This is a genomic window from Thiomicrorhabdus hydrogeniphila, assembly GCF_054656895.1.
Genome location: NZ_BAAHXL010000001.1, coordinates 1,106,314 through 1,126,464 on the forward strand (window position 1 = coordinate 1,106,314; position 20,151 = coordinate 1,126,464).

20 protein-coding genes and 1 tRNA gene are annotated in these 20,151 nt (G+C 38.4%); 20 read left to right on the forward strand and 1 reads right to left on the reverse strand.

Annotation, left to right across the window (positions count from 1 at the left end; all coding sequences use genetic code 11):
* The first annotated feature begins 56 nt into the window (after positions 1 to 56).
* The 6 genes from trpA (at position 57) to ACYQ0E_RS04915 (ending at position 6,657) form a co-directional block, all read left to right on the forward strand.
* A complete protein-coding gene (gene trpA / locus ACYQ0E_RS04890; RefSeq protein WP_460187125.1) occupies positions 57 to 878 on the forward strand; it encodes a tryptophan synthase subunit alpha in 822 nt (273 codons plus the stop codon).
* A gap of 53 nt (positions 879 to 931) precedes the next feature.
* Positions 932 to 1,786 carry an acetyl-CoA carboxylase, carboxyltransferase subunit beta gene (gene accD, locus ACYQ0E_RS04895; protein ID WP_460187126.1) on the forward strand — a complete coding sequence of 285 codons (855 nt, stop codon included), beginning with the start codon at positions 932 to 934 and terminating at the stop codon, positions 1,784 to 1,786.
* 40 nt (positions 1,787 to 1,826) lie between these two features.
* Positions 1,827 to 3,128, forward strand: coding sequence for a bifunctional folylpolyglutamate synthase/dihydrofolate synthase (locus ACYQ0E_RS04900; RefSeq protein ID WP_460187127.1), 1,302 nt, complete (start codon positions 1,827 to 1,829; stop codon positions 3,126 to 3,128).
* A 24-nt stretch (positions 3,129 to 3,152) separates the two neighbouring features.
* A complete protein-coding gene (locus tag ACYQ0E_RS04905; protein ID WP_460187128.1) occupies positions 3,153 to 3,725 on the forward strand; it encodes an SPOR domain-containing protein in 573 nt (190 codons plus the stop codon).
* A 224-nt stretch (positions 3,726 to 3,949) separates the two neighbouring features.
* On the forward strand, positions 3,950 to 5,482 hold the full coding sequence (gene purF / locus ACYQ0E_RS04910; protein WP_460187129.1) for an amidophosphoribosyltransferase: 1,533 nt from the start codon (positions 3,950 to 3,952) through the stop codon (positions 5,480 to 5,482).
* Entirely contained in the window at positions 5,479 to 6,657 is a 1,179-nt protein-coding gene (locus ACYQ0E_RS04915) for an O-succinylhomoserine sulfhydrylase (protein ID WP_460187130.1), read from the forward strand. The genes purF and ACYQ0E_RS04915 overlap by 4 nt, the downstream gene beginning before the upstream one ends.
* A 42-nt stretch (positions 6,658 to 6,699) precedes the next feature.
* Here ACYQ0E_RS04915 and yhbY read toward each other — a convergent pair whose 3' ends face one another.
* Complete coding sequence (yhbY, locus tag ACYQ0E_RS04920) at positions 6,700 to 7,005, reverse strand: ribosome assembly RNA-binding protein YhbY (protein WP_460187131.1); 306 nt, start codon at positions 7,003 to 7,005, stop codon at positions 6,700 to 6,702.
* A 66-nt stretch (positions 7,006 to 7,071) separates the two neighbouring features.
* Here yhbY and rlmE point away from each other — a divergent pair, with 66 nt between their 5' ends.
* The 14 genes from rlmE to nuoG all read left to right on the forward strand — a co-directional run bounded on the left by rlmE (position 7,072) and on the right by nuoG (position 20,148).
* Positions 7,072 to 7,692 carry a 23S rRNA (uridine(2552)-2'-O)-methyltransferase RlmE gene (gene rlmE / locus ACYQ0E_RS04925; protein WP_460187132.1) on the forward strand — a complete coding sequence of 207 codons (621 nt, stop codon included), beginning with the start codon at positions 7,072 to 7,074 and terminating at the stop codon, positions 7,690 to 7,692.
* Positions 7,693 to 7,823: 131 nt separating this feature from the next.
* Complete coding sequence (gene ftsH, locus ACYQ0E_RS04930) at positions 7,824 to 9,809, forward strand: ATP-dependent zinc metalloprotease FtsH (protein ID WP_460187133.1); 1,986 nt, start codon at positions 7,824 to 7,826, stop codon at positions 9,807 to 9,809.
* Between the two features lie 106 nt (positions 9,810 to 9,915).
* Entirely contained in the window at positions 9,916 to 10,752 is an 837-nt protein-coding gene (gene folP, locus ACYQ0E_RS04935) for a dihydropteroate synthase (RefSeq protein ID WP_460187134.1), read from the forward strand.
* 28 nt (positions 10,753 to 10,780) lie between these two features.
* Positions 10,781 to 12,118 carry a phosphoglucosamine mutase gene (gene glmM, locus ACYQ0E_RS04940; RefSeq protein ID WP_460187135.1) on the forward strand — a complete coding sequence of 446 codons (1,338 nt, stop codon included), beginning with the start codon at positions 10,781 to 10,783 and terminating at the stop codon, positions 12,116 to 12,118.
* Between the two features lie 67 nt (positions 12,119 to 12,185).
* Entirely contained in the window at positions 12,186 to 12,941 is a 756-nt protein-coding gene (tpiA, locus tag ACYQ0E_RS04945; RefSeq protein ID WP_460187136.1) for a triose-phosphate isomerase, read from the forward strand.
* A gap of 2 nt (positions 12,942 to 12,943) precedes the next feature.
* Positions 12,944 to 13,267 (forward strand): preprotein translocase subunit SecG, encoded by a 324-nt coding sequence (gene secG, locus ACYQ0E_RS04950; protein WP_460187137.1) that lies wholly within the window; start codon positions 12,944 to 12,946, stop codon positions 13,265 to 13,267.
* Positions 13,268 to 13,275: 8 nt separating this feature from the next.
* A tRNA-Leu gene (locus tag ACYQ0E_RS04955) sits at positions 13,276 to 13,360 on the forward strand.
* 60 nt (positions 13,361 to 13,420) lie between these two features.
* Positions 13,421 to 13,777: an NADH-quinone oxidoreductase subunit A gene (locus ACYQ0E_RS04960; RefSeq protein WP_460187138.1), complete on the forward strand. Its 357-nt coding sequence runs from the start codon at positions 13,421 to 13,423 to the stop codon at positions 13,775 to 13,777.
* A complete protein-coding gene (locus ACYQ0E_RS04965) occupies positions 13,768 to 14,244 on the forward strand; it encodes a NuoB/complex I 20 kDa subunit family protein (RefSeq protein ID WP_040728184.1) in 477 nt (158 codons plus the stop codon). Before ACYQ0E_RS04960 ends, ACYQ0E_RS04965 begins: the two co-directional genes overlap by 10 nt.
* A gap of 18 nt (positions 14,245 to 14,262) precedes the next feature.
* Complete coding sequence (locus ACYQ0E_RS04970) at positions 14,263 to 14,937, forward strand: NADH-quinone oxidoreductase subunit C (protein WP_460187139.1); 675 nt, start codon at positions 14,263 to 14,265, stop codon at positions 14,935 to 14,937.
* A 13-nt stretch (positions 14,938 to 14,950) separates the two neighbouring features.
* Positions 14,951 to 16,204: an NADH-quinone oxidoreductase subunit D gene (locus ACYQ0E_RS04975; RefSeq protein WP_460187140.1), complete on the forward strand. Its 1,254-nt coding sequence runs from the start codon at positions 14,951 to 14,953 to the stop codon at positions 16,202 to 16,204.
* The gene (gene nuoE / locus ACYQ0E_RS04980) at positions 16,201 to 16,707 is read left to right on the forward strand and encodes an NADH-quinone oxidoreductase subunit NuoE (protein ID WP_460187141.1); all 507 of its coding nucleotides are present in this window, start codon (positions 16,201 to 16,203) and stop codon (positions 16,705 to 16,707) included. Before ACYQ0E_RS04975 ends, nuoE begins: the two co-directional genes overlap by 4 nt.
* The gene (gene nuoF, locus ACYQ0E_RS04985; protein WP_460187142.1) at positions 16,708 to 17,988 is read left to right on the forward strand and encodes an NADH-quinone oxidoreductase subunit NuoF; all 1,281 of its coding nucleotides are present in this window, start codon (positions 16,708 to 16,710) and stop codon (positions 17,986 to 17,988) included.
* Positions 17,989 to 18,039: 51 nt separating this feature from the next.
* Positions 18,040 to 20,148: an NADH-quinone oxidoreductase subunit NuoG gene (gene nuoG / locus ACYQ0E_RS04990; RefSeq protein WP_460187143.1), complete on the forward strand. Its 2,109-nt coding sequence runs from the start codon at positions 18,040 to 18,042 to the stop codon at positions 20,146 to 20,148.
* Positions 20,149 to 20,151: the final 3 nt, after the last annotated feature.

Genomic DNA, 20,151 nt, shown 5'->3' on the forward strand with positions numbered 1-20,151 from the left:
AATAACAGTGATTTAAAGGAATTAAATATATTGTTATTTTTAATAAGAGATAAGTCATGAGTAGATTACAAAAAACCTTAACAGATTTAAAAGCCAACGGAAAAACCGCCTTAATACCTTATATTACAGCAGGGGATCCAGAGCCAAATGCCACTATTGATTTAATGCATTTATTGGTAGAAAAGGGGGCGGATATTATTGAGTTAGGAGTCCCTTTCTCAGACCCTATGGCCGATGGACCTGTTATCCAAAAAGCAGTAGAACGTGCTTTAAAACATAATGTAAGTTTGGATGACGTTTTAGAATTTGTTCGAGTGTTTCGTGAGAAAGATGAAAAAACACCGATTGTGTTAATGGGATATTTAAACCCTATTGAAGCCATGGGATATGAATCTTTTTCTAATGCGGCAAGTTCGGTTGGTGTTGATGCGGTATTAACGGTAGATATGCCTCCTGAAGAGTCTTTAGGTTATAAAGAAGCATTAGAGTCTCATGGGTTAGATCGTATATTTTTAGTCTCACCAACGACACCAACAAACCGATTAGCGGCGGTTAATGAAAAAGGCAGTGGATTTGTTTATTACGTTTCTTTAAAAGGGGTGACGGGTTCAAAAGAACTTGATGTTAAAGATGTTGCTAAGCACTTAGAGCGATTAAACACGCAGCTGAATTTGCCTATTGGAATCGGTTTTGGCATTAAAGACGGTAAAATAGCTTATGAAATGGCTAAATTGGGTGATGCCGTTATTGTTGGATCTGCTTTAGTGACTTTAATTGAAGCCAACGAGTCTAAAGGGATTTATGATATTTATTTAGAAATTGGCAAAAAAATGACTGAATTCCGCGATGCTTTAGATCGCGCTGATGAACATAAATAGCCTAAAAGATTTAAATTGAAGTGCCATTCAACGGTATTTCAACAGGAGAAAGTATGAACTGGTTTGAGAAAATTTTACCAAGTATTAAGCAAGTAACAGAACGTAAAAAATCTGTTCCAGAAGGGCTTTGGACTAAATGCCCTAAGTGTGAAAACACTTTGTATCGTTCTGAAGTAGCACGTAATCAAGAAGTTTGTCCTAAGTGTGATCACCATATGCGTTTAGGTGGTCGTCAGCGTTTAGAAGTTTTTCTAGATGAGGGAAGTTTTGTTGAAACAGCCGCAAATATATTACCTGTTGATGCTTTAAAATTTAGAGACATTAAAAAATATAAAGACCGTATTTCACAGGCTCAAAAAGCAACTGGCGAAAAAGATGCTTTTATTACTGGTGCAGGAACTATCAATCAATTACCCGTGATGGTTGGCGCTTTTGAGTTTAAATTCATGGGCGGTTCAATGGGTTCTGTTGTGGGTGAAAAATTTGTGCGTGCAGTTAACGAAGCGATTGAGCGTAAAACACCATTTATTGTGTTTTCAGCAAGTGGTGGAGCGCGTATGCAAGAGGCTTTATTTTCTTTAATGCAAATGGCCAAAACCAGTGCCGCTTTAGGACGTTTACGAGCTCAAGGATTGCCTTTTATTTCTGTATTAACAGACCCAACTATGGGTGGTGTTTCAGCTAGCTTTGCTATGTTAGGCGATTTAAACGTGGCTGAACCTAAAGCCTTAATCGGATTTGCTGGTCCACGTGTTATTGAACAAACAGTACGTGAAAAGTTACCTGAAGGTTTTCAACGCAGTGAGTTTTTATTAGAACATGGTGCAATTGACCGTATTATTCATCGCCATGATTTACGAAATGAATTGGCAGATATTTGTAAAATGTTACAAAACAAACCAGCCTAATTTGAGACTAAGAACCTTACAAGTGAATCTTAATTAATAGATGAAAACTCCAAATAGTCAATCTTCACTAGAACAGTGGATAGATTGGTTGCTTCACCTGCATGCTGATGAAATTGATTTGGGGCTAGACCGTATACGTTTAGTCGCCAATCAAATGCACGTTAATCAGCCCGCACCTTATGTAATTACCGTTGCTGGTACCAATGGCAAAGGTTCTAGTGTCGCCATGCTCTCTGCTATTTTAAAAGAGGCCGGTTACCAAGTAGGTACTTACACATCACCTCATATTTTAGAGTTTAACGAGCGTATACAAATAAACAATTGTGCAGTAGATGACCAAACGATTGTCAATGCGTTTGATTTGATTGAAAAACAACGTAAACAAACAAAACTTACCTATTTTGAGTTTTCTACGCTAGCAGCATTATCTATTTTTACAGAAGCTAAACTGGATGTAGTTGTCTTAGAAGTTGGTTTAGGTGGCCGTTTAGACGCTGTGAATATTGTTGATGCAAATGCCACTTTAATTACTGCTATTGATGTTGATCATATTGATTGGCTGGGGGATGATCGTAATGTGATTGCTTTAGAGAAAGCAGGGGTTATGAGAAAAGGTCAGGTTTCAGTTTGTTCTGATCCTAATCCACCAAAAACTTTATTAGAGTTTACAAAAAAACTTGGCGTTAATTTTTCGTGTTTATCACTCGACTATGAATATGAAATGAAAAACGCACAAGACCAGGCCTGGTCTTTTAAAGAGTTAGCCCATGATCGTTCGGCACATTTATTTGCAAAACCCGCTTTGCTAGGTCGTTTTCAGTTACAAAATGCATCAGGTGTTGTTGCTCTTTTGCTTAATATTAAAGAGCAACTTCCGGTAACTGATGAGCAGATAAATAGCGGCTTAAAGGCTGTTAAGCACCCCGGTCGGTTAGAATCAAAAAAAATAAATGATCAGGCCTGGTTAATTGATGTAGCGCATAACCCACAGTCAGCACAAGTGTTAGCGGATTATTTAAAATCTCAAAAAGTGCAACCTCAAAATCGTATTGCAATATTTTCAGCTTTAAATGATAAAGATATGCTGCCAATGGTTGAGGCGATGGTACCTTTTGTTAAAACTTGGGCCATTGCTGATTTAGGTATCCCAAGAGCGACTAAACTACAAAATCTTAAAACTATTTTGTTAGCGGCAGGTATTAATCAAGCAAATATAATTGAGTTTAATTCTATTGATTCTGCGGTTATTGCGGTAAAAGAAATGTGTAATAGCGATGTATTGGTTTGGGGTTCATTCTTTACTGTTTCACAAGCGATTGCCTCTATTAAAGGCAGTGAATAAACATGAAAGGTTGTTATTAGGTTCATGGATTCAATAAGTAAAAATCGTTTAATTGGTGCAGCTATTTGGTTGTTTTTATTGGTTTTGATTGTTCCACAATGGTATAGCCATCCTGTGAATTTTGTGCCAGATGGTAAGGCGCAAACTGAATCAAAGAGCACTTTACCTTTGGTTGATCATGCATATCGATTGCCACATAGTGATGAGGAGCCTCTTACAGATGGCCAGGCATCTAAGCGTGATATATTAAAAAATAATGAAATTCATCCGCAAAAGGCAGAATCGTCACAAAATCTTTCAACTAATGAACTTAAGCAGCAGCAAAAAATAATTAAAAAAGCCGATGCTATCGCCAATGATGATCAGTACAAAGGTCAGTGGATTGTTAGGCTTTTAGCCTTTAGTGATATTAACGAAGCTAAGAAGTTATTAAAGCAATTACAGCCGAATTATGCGGTTTATATTAAGTTTTATGAAAAAACTCAAATTTATTCAGTTAGAACTGGGCCTTATCTTTCTAAGGTCAAAGCTGACAAAGACAAAGCAAAATTAGATAAAATGTTGCATACCAATGGTGAGGTTGTGCAATTACCTTAAAGCCTGTATTGTGGGCTTCCCATAAAATTATGGTTAATTAAAGTTATTTAGATACCCTTACATGAGACAAATGAATAGATAAAAATCGTTAAAATCGCCTGATTATTTTAAAAAACTTTGCTAAGTAGCTCAGTCTTTTGCATTAAGCAGGCAATTTTATCTTATTTTTTCTGTCCCTTACTCGTGCATAGGTTTTATTTAGTAAGTTAAGAGAGTATACAAAAATGTGCGGTATTGTTGGGATTGTGTCGGGATCTGGAAATTATGTTAATCAGGAAATCTATGATTCTTTAACCATTTTGCAGCATCGTGGTCAAGATGCTGCAGGAATCGTTACCTGTAAAGATGGGCGTTTTTACCAACGTAAAGATAATGGAATGGTTAAAGATGTGTTTCGTACCAGACACATGCGTGATTTACACGGAAATATGGGAATTGGTCATGTTCGTTACCCAACAGCAGGTTCTTCATCGAGCGCTGAAGCCCAGCCATTTTATGTGAATTCACCATACGGAATTGCTATGGGGCATAACGGTAATTTAACCAATGCCGAAGAAGTCGCAGAAGAAATTTATCGCACTGATTTACGTCACCTAAATACCAATTCAGATTCTGAAGTCTTGCTTAACGTTTTTGCTCATGAATTGATGCAACGTAAAAAGTTGTTTATTGATCATGAAGATGTTTTTAATGCGGTGCGAGCCGTTCATAAACGTGTAAAGGGTGGTTATGCTGCTGTCGGCATTATTTCAAATATTGGTGTAGTCGGTTTTCGTGATCCATTTGCCTTACGTCCAATTGTTGTTGGTAAGCGTGTAACTAAAACGGGAACTGACTATATTATTGCTTCAGAGTCCGTTGCGTTAAGTGGCTTAGGGTTTACTTTAGAAAAAGATTTAGCGCCTGGTGAAGCCGTTGTGATTACTGAGCAGGGTGATATTTACTACAAACAATGTGCTGAAAACCCACAATACTCACCATGTATATTTGAATATGTTTATTTTGCACGTCCAGATTCTATGATGGATGATATTTCTGTTTATAAGACCCGTCTACGTATGGGTGAAAAACTGGCAGAGAAAATTTTACGAGAATGGCCAGAACACGACATCGATGTTGTTATGCCAATTCCTGATACAAGCCGTACCTCAGCACTTGAACTCGCTTCTAAATTAGACCTTCCTTACCGTGAAGGTTTAATCAAAAATCGCTATATCGGGCGTACATTCATTATGCCAGGTCAACAGCAACGTAAAAAATCAGTACGTCAAAAATTAAACCCTATTAACTTAGAGTTTGAAGGTAAAAATGTTTTGTTGGTTGATGACTCAATTGTACGCGGTACAACATCTGGACAAATTGTCGAGATGGCAAGAGAAGCAGGGGCTAAAAAAGTATATTTTGCTTCAGCTGCACCAGCGGTTCGTTATCCTTATGTATACGGTATTGATATGCCTTCGGCTTCGGAATTAGTTGCCAATGGTCGTACAACAGAAGAAATTGCAGAATTTATTGGTGCCGATAAACTTATTTATCAAGATTTAGAAGATCTTATTGAATCCGTTTGTGTTGGGAATGAAAAAATACCTAAATTCGATACATCTTGTTTTAGTGGTGAATATATTACAGGTGATATTTCACCAGAGTATTTAGCATCCCTAGATACAAGTCGTAATGACGAAGCGCAATCAAACAAAAAAGAACAAGGTCAAGAATCGGTTGGTTTGCATAATGAACCTTTTGGAATGGATTCATGAATGAATTAGATATAGAAACCCTAGCAATTAGAGCGGGTTATAAGCAAACACAGGAACAAGAAAATGGTGAAGCGATTTTCACCACATCAAGTTTCTGTTATCAATCAGCCGCGCAGGCGGCGGCACGTTTTAGTGGCGAGGATAAGGGAAACGTTTATTCACGTTTTACTAACCCAACGGTTCGTGCCTTTGAAAACCGTCTTGCTGCAATGGAAGGTGGAGAAGCTTGTGTGGGTACCGCTTCAGGGATGTCAGCTATTCTTTCAACCTTTATGGGGTTCTGTCAATCCGGTGATCATATTGTCTCTTCGCAGAGTATTTTTGGTACAACTAAGGTTTTATTTACTAAATACTTAGCCAAATTTGGGGTTGAGGTAAGTTTTGTTTCACAAACAGATGTTTCTGAATGGGAATCTGCCGTTAAATCAAATACTAAAGCCTTTTTTTTAGAAACACCATCAAACCCTCTTACAGAAATCGCTGATTTAAGCGCGCTCAGTAAACTTGCCAAAACACATAATAGTTTGTTAATTGTTGATAATTGTTTTTGTACCCCTATTCTTCAAAGACCATTAGAGCAGGGGGCAGACGTTGTTATTCACTCGGCCACAAAGTTTATTGATGGCCAGGGCCGAGGTATTGGTGGTGCGGTTGTGGGTTCTGCAGACTTTATTGAAGAGCACGTTCGTGGTTTTATGAGGACGGCGGGGCCAACAATGAGTCCTTTTAATGCTTGGATGTTTTTAAAAGGCTTGGAAACGCTTTCAATAAGAATGAAAGCGCATTGCGAAAGCGCAATGAATCTGGCGCTTTGGTTGTCTGATCATCCAGCCGTAGAACAGGTTTTTTATCCAGGATTAGAATCTCACCCACAGTTTGCTTTAGCAAATAAACAGCAATCAGCTGGCGGTGGATTAGTAAGCTTTAAAGTTAAAGGGGCTCAAGCAGAAGCCTGGAAAGTTATTGATAGTACAGAGATGCTATCTATTACGGCTAATTTAGGTGATGTAAAAACGAGTATCACTCATCCGGCTACAACAACGCATTGTCGTGTAGAACCTGATGTAAGGTTAAAAATAGGTATTACTGAAAATTTAATACGTATATCAGTTGGTTTAGAGTCAATTGAAGATATAAAGAAAGATTTGCAAAGAGGGTTATCACAGCTAGTATAAATAAACGGCCTGGTTAAATAGATTTTACCAGGCCTGGTAATTTTAGCGTGGTAATGGCAGTTCGGTTTCATCGCTTTGACGATAAATGACACAAATTTTACCAATAGATTGCACAAGTAAAGCCCCAGTTTTCTCTAAGATGTAATCTACAATTTGTTTCCTATCATCGCGGTCTGCAGATGCCATTTTTATTTTAAGAATTTCATGGTGCTCAAGTGTACTTTCTAGCTCTTTCATTAAGCTTTCAGTTACGCCGTTAGCCCCAATAATTATCATAGGGTTAATATTGTGAGCAATTCCTCGCAGATATTTCTTTTGGGAAGTTGTTAGTTTTTCAGGTTGGCTCATTGAATTTTCCAGTTGAAGTCATTATTAATAATTTATAGTTTTGTATATTGTAGTTGAAATCTTATTATGGCGAGAAGTAAATCGAGTGCAGGTTGGTTAAAAGAACATTTTGACGACCCTTATGTATTAAAGGCAAAGCAAGAAGGTTGGCGATCACGTGCGGTTTATAAGCTACAAGAGATTGATGATAAAGACCGATTGTTTAAGCCTGGTATGTGTGTTGTCGATTTAGGCGCCGCTCCTGGTGGTTGGTCGCAGTGGACAACACATAAAACAGGCAGTCATGGTGAAGTATTTGCTTTAGATATTTTACCCGTTGAACCTTTTGCCGGGGTTACGTTTATTCAAGGTGATTTTCGTGAAGATGATGTATATGATTCGCTGTTAAATTCCTTAAATGGACGTGATGTGGATGTAGTCATGTCGGATATGGCACCTAATATGAGCGGTAATAAAGGGGTGGATATTCCAAGAGCTATGTACTTGGTTGAATTGTGTGTCGAGTTAGCAGATCAAGTCTTAAAGAAGGATGGAGATTTGTTAATGAAGGTTTTTCAAGGCGAAGGCTACAATGAATTAATGACAAATTTAAAATCTAAATATAGCAAAGTTATTACCCGTAAACCCCAAGCCTCAAGAGCTCGTAGTAAAGAAATTTATCTTTTGGCACGTGGCAAAAAAATGTAATGAATAGTAATTAAGCTTATTTGTCTATAAGCTTAATTTATGGCAGAATGTGTTAAAGTAGTGCAATACATAATTGTAGGAATGTACTTGTGGTTAAATAGTCACAGGGCAAATAGGAAGTAAGGTTAATCATGAAAAATGATATGTTAAAAAATGTACTGATTTGGACTGTCGTAGCAATGGTGCTTATGTCAGTATTTAATCATTTTAGTACACAGGGCCAAGGCTCTTCAGGTCGTTTAGACTACTCTGATTTTATTGAGCAAGTTCATCAAGGCCAAGTGAGTAAAGTTTCTATTGAAGGCTCTACAATACGTGGCGTTTCTATGAATGGTGATGCCTTTACAACCTATAATCCTGGTGATCCAGGGCTTATGGGTGACTTACTTGATTATCATGTAAAAGTCAGTGCTAAAGCACCAGAGCAACAAAGTGTATTGATGCAAATCTTTATTTCATGGTTCCCAATGCTTCTATTGATTGGTGTTTGGATATTCTTTATGCGTTCTGTTGGTGGTGGAATGGGCGGTAAAGGTGGTCCAATGTCTTTTGGTAAAAGTAAGGCCAGAATGCTTACTGATGACCAAAACAAAGTGACTCTTGACGATGTAGCGGGTGCAGATGAAGCCAAGCAAGAGGTTGGTGAAATTGTTGATTTTTTAAGAGACCCAAGTAAATACCAAAACTTAGGTGGAAGTATTCCACGTGGTGTTTTAATGGTGGGGCCTCCTGGAACAGGTAAAACCTTACTAGCAAAAGCGATTGCTGGTGAAGCAAAAGTGCCATTTTTTACCATTTCTGGTTCTGACTTTGTTGAAATGTTTGTGGGTGTTGGTGCCTCTCGAGTGCGCGACATGTTTGAACAAGCCAAAGCGCATTCACCTTGTATTATCTTTATTGATGAAATTGATGCAGTTGGTCGTAGCCGTGGTTCGGGTATGGGTGGCGGTAATGACGAGCGTGAGCAAACGTTAAACCAAATGTTGGTTGAAATGGATGGTTTTGATGGTAATGAAGGTATTATTGTTATTGCCGCAACTAACCGTGCTGATGTTTTAGACCCTGCTTTATTACGTCCTGGTCGTTTTGATAGACAGGTAACGGTAGGTCTACCAGATATACGTGGCCGTGAACAAATTCTAAAAGTACATATGCGTAAAGTACCATTAGCGGATGATGTTGAACCATCATATATTGCACGCGGTACACCTGGTTTTTCAGGTGCAGACTTAGCTAACTTAGTGAATGAAGCGGCACTTTTTGCGGCAAGAGCTAATGATAAAGTAGTAACGCAAAGACATTTTGAGAAAGCAAAAGACAAAATTCTTATGGGTGTTGAACGTAAGAGTATGGTCATGAGCGAAAAAGAACGTCGTATGACGGCTTATCATGAAGCTGGTCACGCTATTGTTGGTTGGATAGTTCCAGAGCATGATCCTGTATATAAAGTGAGTATTATGCCGCGTGGTAGAGCTTTAGGTGTCACTATGTATCTACCTGAAGAAGACAGTTATAGTTACAGTAAACGTAAACTTGAAAGTCAGTTATCAAGCTTATATGGTGGACGTATTGCTGAAGAAATTATTTATGGTCCAGATGCGGTAACAACTGGGGCGAGTAACGATATTGAACGAGCGACGATGATTGCCCGCAATATGGTTACTAAATGGGGCTTGTCTGACAACCTTGGACCTTTGATGTATGAAGAGGAAGATAAGGGTGGTTTTATGGGGTCTTCTCGTAATGCCAATGTTTCTGGAGAAATCTCAAAAGAGATCGATAAAGAAATCCGTAACATAATTGACCGCAATTACAAACGTGCAACTGATATCTTAACTGAGCATTCTAAAGAATTAGAATTGATGACAGACGCATTAATGCAGTACGAAACGATTGATGCAGATCAAATCAAAAATATTATGGAAGGTCGTCCGGCTGGTGAGCCACACGATTGGCATGATGATGACAAAGATGTTGATAAAGATTCAGGTTCTTCAATGTCTGCTTCAGATGATGCAGAAGTGGAAACTGTCAAAAAAGATGATATGGTTAAAGATGATTTAAGTGGTGATGATTCAGTTAAAGAAACTGAATCTGGTGAACCAAAACTTCATTAAAAAGACTGTGTTATTATAAAAAAACCCCGTTTTCGGGGTTTTTTTTTGAACTAAAAAGTATTTACCAGGCCTGGTAAATTTATAAAAGCGAAGCGAGTAATTTGTAATGTTTGATTTACAAGAAGAGATGCAAAAAAGTAATTTTACCAGGCCTGGTATGCCGTTGGTTATGGGGATTTTAAATGTAACGCCAGATTCGTTTTCAGATGGTGGTGATTTTTTAGATAAGGCTGCTATTGAATCAAGAGTGGCACAAATCATTGCGGAAGGTGTTGATATCATTGATGTTGGTGGAGAATCAACTAGGCCTGGAGCAGATAAAGTTTCATTAGAGCTTGAGTTGCAAAGAGTTATTCCTGTTATTGAATGGATTAAAGCTCATTATGATATTCCCGTTTCAATTGATACATATAAAACTGAGGTAATGAAACAAGCCGTTGCCGCAGGGGCGGATATTATTAATGATGTGAATGCATTACGTTCAGAAGGGGCTGTTGAACTGGTTGCTAAACTTGGTGTTTCAGTTTGTTTAATGCATAAACAAGGTGAGCCAGAAAATATGCAAATGGCACCCGAGTATAATGATGTAGTAAAAGAGGTAAAAGAATTTTTACTCACGCGTGCACAGGTTTGTGAAAAAGCAGGAATTGCAAAAAATAAGATTATTCTTGATCCAGGGTTTGGATTTGGCAAGACTTTGGAGCATAATACCCTGCTATTTACAGATTTATCAGAATTTGTAGAATTAGACTATCCTCTTTTAGTCGGCGTATCTCGTAAACGAATGATAGCTGAACTTCTTGATAATGCACCGCTAGAGAAACGTATCTATGGAAGTGTTGCTGCAGCAGCTCTTGCTGGTATGAAAGGTGCCACTATTGTTAGAGTGCATGATGTAGCCCCTACAGTAGACGCCCTAAAAGTTATTGCTCACTTGGTATAAGCTCCAGGTTTATAAATTAGGTTTATGTATGAATGTAGTACAAAAAAAATACTTTGGAACGGATGGTATTCGTAACCGAGTGGGTTCGGGAATGATTAGTCCAGACCACATCTTGAAATTGGGTTGGGCAACAGGAAAGGTTATGAAAGCGCGTGGTGAAACACGGGTGATGATTGGTAAAGATACTCGTATTTCTGGTTATATGTTTGAGTCTGCACTTGAAGCGGGTTTTATTGCTGCAGGAATTGATGTTATGTTGCTTGGCCCTATGCCAACGCCAGCTGTTGCTTATCTCACTCAAACCTTTCATGCAGATGCTGGTATTGTGATTAGTGCTTCACATAATCCACATCATGATAACGGAATTAAGTTTTTTTCTGCCCAAGGTAAAAAAATTAGTGATGAAGTTGAGTTGGCAGTAGAAGCCGCTTTTGAAGAAAATATTGAAGTTGTACCATCTGAGTTGCTTGGAAAGGCAAAACGAATTGAAGATGCTCCTGGTCGTTATATAGAATTTTGTAAAAGCACCTATCAGGCAAGTACTAAGTTGGATGGATTTAAAATTGTACTCGACTGTTCCCATGGCGCAACTTACCATATTGCCCCTCATGTTTTTGAAGAGCTTGGCGCTGAAGTGATAACGATTGGGGTTGAGCCAAATGGTATTAATATTAACCAAGGATGCGGAGCCACGCATCTAGATGCACTGCAGTTAGAAGTTGTTAAACAAAAAGCTGATTTGGGTATTGCGTTTGATGGTGATGGTGACCGTGTGATGATGGTAGATGAAAATGGCCATATTGTTGATGGTGATTTGATTCTTTATATTTTAGCGACACAATCACTTTTGCCAGTACCTGGTGTGGTCGGTACGGTTATGAGTAATTTGGGTGTTGAAAATGCATTACGAGAAAAAGGCATAAAATTTGAACGATCTGTTGTTGGCGATCGTTATGTCATGCAAAAACTCGTAGAAAATAACTGGAATTTTGGTGCAGAACCTTCTGGACATGTTTTATGTCTAAATAAAACGTCAACAGGTGATGGAATTGTTGCTGCGTTACAAATTATGTCAGCGCTTGTGACGGCTCAAAAAACATTAGTAGAATTAACGTCAGAAGTGGAGTTTTACCCACAGGTTTTAATGAATCAAAAGGTAGATAATGCATCCACTATTATGCAGTCAAAGGGTTTGAAAGAAGCAATTTCTTTGGCAGAACAACGTCTTGCAGATAAAGGCAGGGTTTTAGTTCGCGCATCAGGTACTGAACCGTTGATTAGAGTAATGGTTGAAGGAGCGGATAAAGAGCTTGTTGAAACTATTGCAAAAGAATTAATTAATGTAGTGAAATCAGAAATTTCGTAAAATTGCAATATTGTTTTTCAGTCAAGAAAACGCTAATATTGTAAAACTTTTGTGTTGGAGATTAGTAATGAGAAAGCCATTTGTCGCAGGGAACTGGAAAATGCATGGTTCAAAAGCGTCTATTTTGAGCTTGGTAACAGGTTTAAACAATCAGATAGATCAACTAGGTAATGTTGACGTTGCTGTTTGTCCTCCTGCTATCTATATAGATTATGCTAACCGTACACTGACTGGTAACGGTATTTCTGTAGGGGCTCAAAATATGGCAGAAGAGCCTATTCAAGGAGCCTTTACAGGTGAAGTTTCAGTTGAAATGTTAAAAGACTTTGATTGCGGTTATGTCATATTAGGACATTCAGAGCGTAGAGCCATTTATGGTGAAACCGATTCTGAAATTGCAAATAAAGTAAAAATTGCATTATCAGCAAATGTAACGCCTATTTTATGCGTTGGTGAAACATTAGAAGAACGTGAGTCAGGTGTGATGGAGCAAGTTATTGCTACACAGCTAGATGCCGTACTTGATGTTGTTGGTATTGATGCTTTTGGCAAGATTGTAATTGCCTACGAGCCTATTTGGGCTATTGGTACAGGTGTTACAGCTTCTCCTGCACAAGCACAAGAAGTACACGCATTTATTCGAGGCAAATTGGCTGGGTTAAATTCAGCTGTTGCAGAAAAAGTTATTATTCAATACGGTGGAAGTGTTAAACCAGACAATGCAAAAGAATTGTTTGGTCAAGCGGACATCGATGGTGGGTTGATTGGCGGAGCTTCATTAAACGCTGACGATTTCATCGCAATTTGTAAAGCGGCGGGCTAATCATGTTTGGGATTGTATTAACAATACATTTAATTATTGCATTTATTCTTATAGTGCTTGTTCTTGTTCAGCATGGTAAAGGTGCTGATGCAGGGGCTAACTTTGGCGGTGGTTCATCGCAGTCAGTATTTGGTAGTTCTGGTTCAGCCACGTTTTTATCAAGAATGACGGCTGTTGTAGCAACTATTTTCTTTATTACCAGTCTGGTTTTGGCTTATATCGGTAGTCAGCAATCAAAAGGTTATCAAAGTGTGACTAAAGCACCTGTTGAAACACAGATAAAAGAAAAGCCAAATACTCCAACAGCACCTGTTGTGCCTGAATAAAGACATCAGCCGATGTGGTGAAATTGGTAGACACGCTACCTTGAGGGGGTAGTGGCGCAAGCTGTGCCGGTTCGACTCCGGCCATCGGCACCATATTTAATATTACTGCAAAGTTGCAGTCATTAATCAAACGCTAGACGAGGCCTAAAACCCATGCTAGAAAATTATCTTCCTGTCCTAGTTTTTATTGTTCTAGGAGCCCTATTTGGGGTTGGACCAATATTACTCGGTTACCTTTTAGGGCCGCAAAAGCCCGACTCAGAAAAAAACTCACCTTATGAGTGTGGTTTTGAAGCTTTTGAAGATGCACGTATGAAATTTGATGTACGTTTCTATCTTGTCGCAATTCTGTTTATTATTTTTGACCTTGAAATAGCATTTTTATTTCCATGGGCAATAGTATTAGATGAGATTGGTACTTTTGGTTTACTTGCTATGGGTGTGTTTTTATCATTACTTGTCGTTGGATTTATTTACGAGTGGAAAAAAGGAGCGCTTGAATGGGAGTAGAAGGCGTTTTAAAAGAAGGGGTTGTAACCACTTCTGCAGATAAACTTATCAACTGGGCGAGAACAGGCTCTTTATGGCCAATGACATTTGGACTAGCTTGTTGTGCCGTTGAAATGATGCATGCTGGTGCTTCTCGTTATGATTTAGACCGTTTTGGAATAATCTTCAGACCAAGCCCACGTCAATCTGATGTGATGGTTGTAGCGGGCACACTTGTGAATAAGATGGCTCCTGCTTTACGCAAGGTTTATGATCAAATGGCAGAACCTCGTTGGGTAATCTCAATGGGTTCTTGCGCCAATGGTGGTGGTTATTACCATTACTCTTATTCAGTGGTGAGAGGGTGTGACCGTATTGTGCCTGTTGATGTATACGTTCCAGGTTGCCCACCGACTGCTGAAGCACTTCTTTACGGAATTATTCAGCTACAGAATAAAATCAAACGTACCAATACGATTGCTAGATAAGAAAAAGAAATATTACCTATGAAACAGTCAGTATTAGATTTACAAGGCAAAGTTAATCAAGCTTTAGGAGAGTATATAGTCTCTTCTAAAATAGAATTAGATGAACTTACGATTGAGCTTTTGCCAAATGCAGCTATAGAAGCGTTTACGACACTTAAAGATGGTCTTGGTTTTGAGCAACTTATCGATTTGTGCGGTGTTGATTATTTAGATTATGGTCAAGCTAACTGGGAAACAATGACCGCAGTAAACAGCGGTTTTAGCCGTGGGGTTTTTGACTTTGCTGAAGAGGAAGAAGTCTCTGAAGCGGATTCTATGGAGCGACGTTTTGCTGTTGTTTATCACTTATTGTCAGTAAAAAATAATCTACGTATTCGCGTAAAAGTGTTCCCTGAAACAACACAAATGCCAGTGGTTGATAGTGTTATCGATGTATGGAGTGTTGCAAATTGGTTTGAACGTGAAGCATTTGATTTATTCGGTATTATTTTTAAAGGGCATCCTGACCTACGTCGAATCTTGACAGACTACGGTTTTGTTGGACACCCTTTAAGAAAAGATTTTCCTCTTACTGGACACGTGGAAATGCGTTATGACGCAGAAAAAGGCCGCGTAATTTATGAGCCAGTTTCTATTGAAAATAGAGTTAATGTCCCACGTGTGATTCGTAAGAAATCACAAAATAACGTGTAATTAGGAATCAAATATGCCTGAAATTCGTAACTATACTTTAAACTTTGGTCCACAGCATCCGTCAGCTCATGGTGTATTACGTCTAGTATTAGAACTAGACGGTGAGACCATTGTAAGATCTGACCCACATATTGGTTTATTGCATCGTGGTACTGAAAAATTAGCTGAATATAAACCTTATAACCAATCAATTGGCTATATGGATCGCTTGGACTATGTATCAATGATGTCCAACGAACACGCTTATGTTATGGCGATTGAAAAGATGTTAGAGCTTGAGGTTCCAGAGCGAGCACAATATATCCGCGTTATGTTTGACGAGATTACTCGTGTTCTTAACCATTTAATGTGGTTAGGTGCTCACGCGTTAGATATTGGTGCTATGACAGTTTTCCTTTACGCATTTCGTGAACGTGAAGACTTAATGGACTGCTATGAAGCGGTTTCTGGTGCGCGTATGCATGCAACCTATTACCGTCCAGGTGGGGTGTATCGTGATCTGCCAGACACTATGGCTAAATATGAAAAATCAAAATGGAATTCAGGTAAAAAGCTAGACCAGTTAAATGAAACTCGTGAAGGTTCTTTATTAGATTTTATTGAAGCCTTTACTGAGCGCTTTCCTGGTTATATTGATGAATATGAAACCTTATTAACAGATAACCGAATTTGGAAACAACGTACTGTAGATATCGGTATTGTTTCGCCAGAACGTGCCTTGCAACTCGGTTTTACAGGACCAATGTTAAGAGGTTCTGGTATTGAATGGGATCTTCGTAAAAAACAGCCTTATGAAGTCTATGATCGAATGAATTTTGATATTCCAGTCGGTGTTACTGGTGATTGCTATGATCGCTATTTAGTACGAATTGCTGAAATGCGTGAATCAAATAAAATCATCAAACAATGTGTTGATTGGTTAAAAGAAAATCCTGGCGCCGTCATGACGGATGACCATAAGGTGGCTCCTCCATCGCGAGAGGATGCTAAATCTAATATGGAGGCATTAATCCATCATTTTAAGCTTTACACTGAGGGATATACAACTCCTGAAAGTGAAGTCTATTCTGCCGTAGAACACCCAAAAGGTGAATTTGGTATTTATATGGTTTCTGATGGGGCTAACAAGCCTTATCGTATGAAAGTTAGAGCACCTGGTTTTGCCCATTTAGCATCTTTGGATGAAATGGTTAAAGGCCACATGATAGCGGATGTTGTGTCAATCATTGGTACACAAGATATTGTATTCGGAGAGGTAGATCGATGAGTTCGATAGAAACTAATACAGCTAACTTTATTCAAGGTGATGTTAAGGCGCGTATTGATAAATGGATATCAAATTATCCAGAAGATCAAAAGAAGTCTGCAGTTATGCCAGCCTTAAGAATTGTTCAAGAATGCCACAACGGTTATTTAACAAATGATTTAATGGATCAAATTGCTGAATATTTAGAAATTACGCCAATGGAAGTGTATGAAGTAGCCACCTTTTACGGTAACTATGAACATGCTCCAGTGGGTGAAATTAAACTATGTATTTGTAACAGTATTTCTTGCATGTTACGTGGTAAAGACGACATTGTTAAATACTTAGAAACTAAGTTAGGTATTAAGCCTGGTGAAACAACGGAAGATGGTCGTTTCACGATTAAGATGGTGGAATGCTTAGGTTCTTGTGGTGGTGCACCCATGATGCAGGTTGGTAAAACGTATTACGAAAATCTAACCGAAAACTCAATTGATCTACTTTTAGAAGAGTGGGGAAAATAAATGGTCGTACAAAACGAAAACTGTTACCGCTTAAACCATTTAGATCGCTCTTGGGATATTGATGTATATATCGCCAATGGTGGTTACGATGTTTGGAAAAAAGTCGTTGCAGGTGAAATTGAACCAAATGAAATTATTGAAGAAGTTAAAGCTTCAAATATTCGTGGGCGTGGTGGAGCTGGTTTTCCAACAGGTTTAAAATGGAGTTTTATGAACCGTTTTGCTCCTGGTCAGAAGTACATTGTTTGTAATTCTGATGAGGGTGAACCAGGAACCTTCAAAGATAGAGATATTCTTCGCTACAATCCACATGCCTTAGTTGAAGGTATGGCAATAGCCGCTTATGTAATTGGCGCTTCTGCAGGTTATAACTATATTCGTGGTGAATTTTGGGAGCCTTATCAGCGTTTTAACAACGCAATCAACCAAGCTCGTGAAGCTGGGTTGTTAGGTAAAGATATTTTAGGTACAGGTTGGGATTTTGATCTGTATTCGCATTTAGGTGCGGGCGCTTATATTTGCGGTGAAGAAACTGCATTAATAGAGTCAATTGAAGGTAAAAAAGGTCAGCCAAGATTTAAACCGCCATTCCCTGCTAGTTACGGTCTATATGGAAAGCCAACAACCATTAATAATACGGAAACTTTGGCTTCTATCCCAATGATTTTAGCTAAAGGTGGTGAATGGTTTAATGACTTAGGCGTTGAAAACGCAGGTGGTACTAAATGTTATTCAGTATCTGGTCATATTAATTCACCCGGTAACTTTGAAGTAAGAATGGGTACACCTTTTAAAGATTTACTTGAACTTGCTGGTGGTATTTGGAAGGGGCGTGAATTAAAAGCGGTTATTCCTGGTGGTGCTTCAACTGCGATTTTACCAGCTGAAAAAGCGATGGCAATGAATATGGATTACGATTCAATTGCCAAAGCAGGTTCTTTTTTAGGTGCCGGTTCCGTCATTATTATGGATGATCAGACCGACATCGTAAAAGTAATGCAAAATTTAGCACATTTTTATTGGGACGAATCTTGTGGTCAATGTACACCTTGTAGAGAGGGAACAGGGTGGTTATACCGTGTTTTAACTCGCATTGTTAATGGTAAAGGTCGTCCTGAAGATATTGCCGCATTAAAAGATGTAACGGGCAAAATTATGGGTAATGTTATTTGCGGTTTAGGTGATGCGGCGACAATCGCTCTTACTAGCGCACTAGAACATTATGAACATGAATTCCAGCACTATATTGAACATGGTTGCAGTATTTTAGAACGTAAATAATCTATATAGATTATTGCGTAAAATAAGTTAGAAAACTTAGGTTATAGAATTATGGTAAAAGTTGAAATAAACGGTCAAGTTATTGAAGCACATGAAGGGGACATGTTAATAGATGTCGCTGATGATGCTCAAATTGCGATTCCCCGTTTTTGTTACCACAAGAAATTGTCTATTGCGGCTAACTGTCGTATGTGTCTTGTAGAAGTTGAAGGTGCTTGGAAACCGCTTCCAGCGTGTGCAACTCCTGTAACAGATGGTATGAAAGTTCATACCAAATCAGCAAAAGCAATTGCAGCTCAAAAATCCGTTATGGAGTTTTTATTAATTAACCATCCGTTAGATTGTCCTATTTGTGACCAAGGTGGTGAGTGTGAACTTCAAGATGTAGCAATGGATTATGGAGATGACGTTTCTCGTTATTCAGAATCTAAGCGAGTGGTAAGTGATCGTGAGGCAGGTTCTTTAATTAAAACCGATATGACTCGTTGTATTCACTGTACCCGTTGCGTGCGTTTTGGCCAAGAAGTGGCTGGAATGATGGAATTAGGTGCGACAGGACGTAGTGAATGGATGGAAATAGGGACATATATTGAAAAATCAATTACCTCAGAAATGTCGGGTAATATGATTGATTTATGTCCAGTTGGTGCTTTGACTTCAAAGCCATTCCGCTATACCGCTCGTTCATGGGAGCTAAAAGCACACAAATCAATTGCAGCACACGATAGTATCGGTTCAAACATTCTTGTTCATACTAAAGGTAATGACGTAAAACGTGTTGTACCTTGCGAAAATGAAGAGATTAATGAAGTTTGGCTTTCAGATAGAGATCGTTTTTCTTATGAAGGTATTAACTGTGAATCACGTCTAACTCAACCATTAATTAAAACAAATGGTGAATGGCAAGCAACAGATTGGGAAACCGCACTTGCATTTGCCGTAACGGGCATTCAAGAGGTTCTTAAAACATCAAAAAATATTGGTGTGTTGGCTTCTGCAAACTCAACATTAGAAGAGTTACATTCGCTTCAAAAGCTGGCTCGTGGTTTAGGTGTAGAGAACATTGATTATAGACATCGCCAAACAGACTTTACGGCAGATACAGCAGGTTTTAATGCTCCTTCTTTAGAGCATTCATTAAGTGAAGTTGAAAAAATAGATTCAGTTTTACTTGTCGGTTCCTATCTTCGTAAAGAATTACCTATTTTAAATCATCGTGTTCGTAAAGCTGTTCAAGCAGGAGCAAAAGCGTTTGTTATTAACCCTGCTAAATATGAGTTTAACTATAAAATAACGGATCTTTCTAATGACACTGGTTTGGTGTTTACATTGGCAAGTATTGCTAAAGCCGCTTGTGATATTAAAAATATCGACCAGGCCTGGTTAAATGATGTAACGGTTAATGAACAGCATAAAGAAATTGCACAAAAATTAATTGATTCAGCTAATCCATCAATTATGGTTGGGCAGTTAGCTCAAAACCATTCTGATTTTGCAGTTATTCAAAAGCTAACCGCAATTATCTCAATGGCAACGGAAGCTAAGTTGAATATTCTGCCATTAGCAGCAAACGAAGTTGGCGCGCATTTGGTTAACTTTTTACCGATTAATGGTAAAAATAGTTCACAAATGATCGCTGATGGCATGCAAGCATTTATTAATATGAATATTGAACCTGAAGCTGATTTTAATCAGAGTGATTTAGCTATAAAAGCCATGCAAGATGCTGCGTTTGTTGTAAATCTTACTGCTTTTGATAGCGAAATACAGCGTAGTTACGCTGATGTTATGTTACCGATTGCAACATTTACAGAAACAGCAGGAACATTTGTAAATGCAAATGGTTCAAAGCAGTCATTTAAAATGACCGTTGAACCAAAAGGTGATGCAAAAGCCGCATGGAAGGTAATGCGTGTATTAGGAAATATGTTTAATGTTGATGGTTTTGACTTCACGCATTCAAACGAAGTACTCAGTGAAGTATTAGACAATGTAGCTAATAAGGCTGATTTATTTACTCTTAAGTGTTCATTGCCTAAAACAAATAATGATAATGAGGTGCAAATGGTCTCTCCATACCAGATAGATTCAATTGTACGTCGTTCACCATCGCTTCAGGCTACTCCTGATGCAAATGTTGAAACAATGGGTAGAGGATAAAGT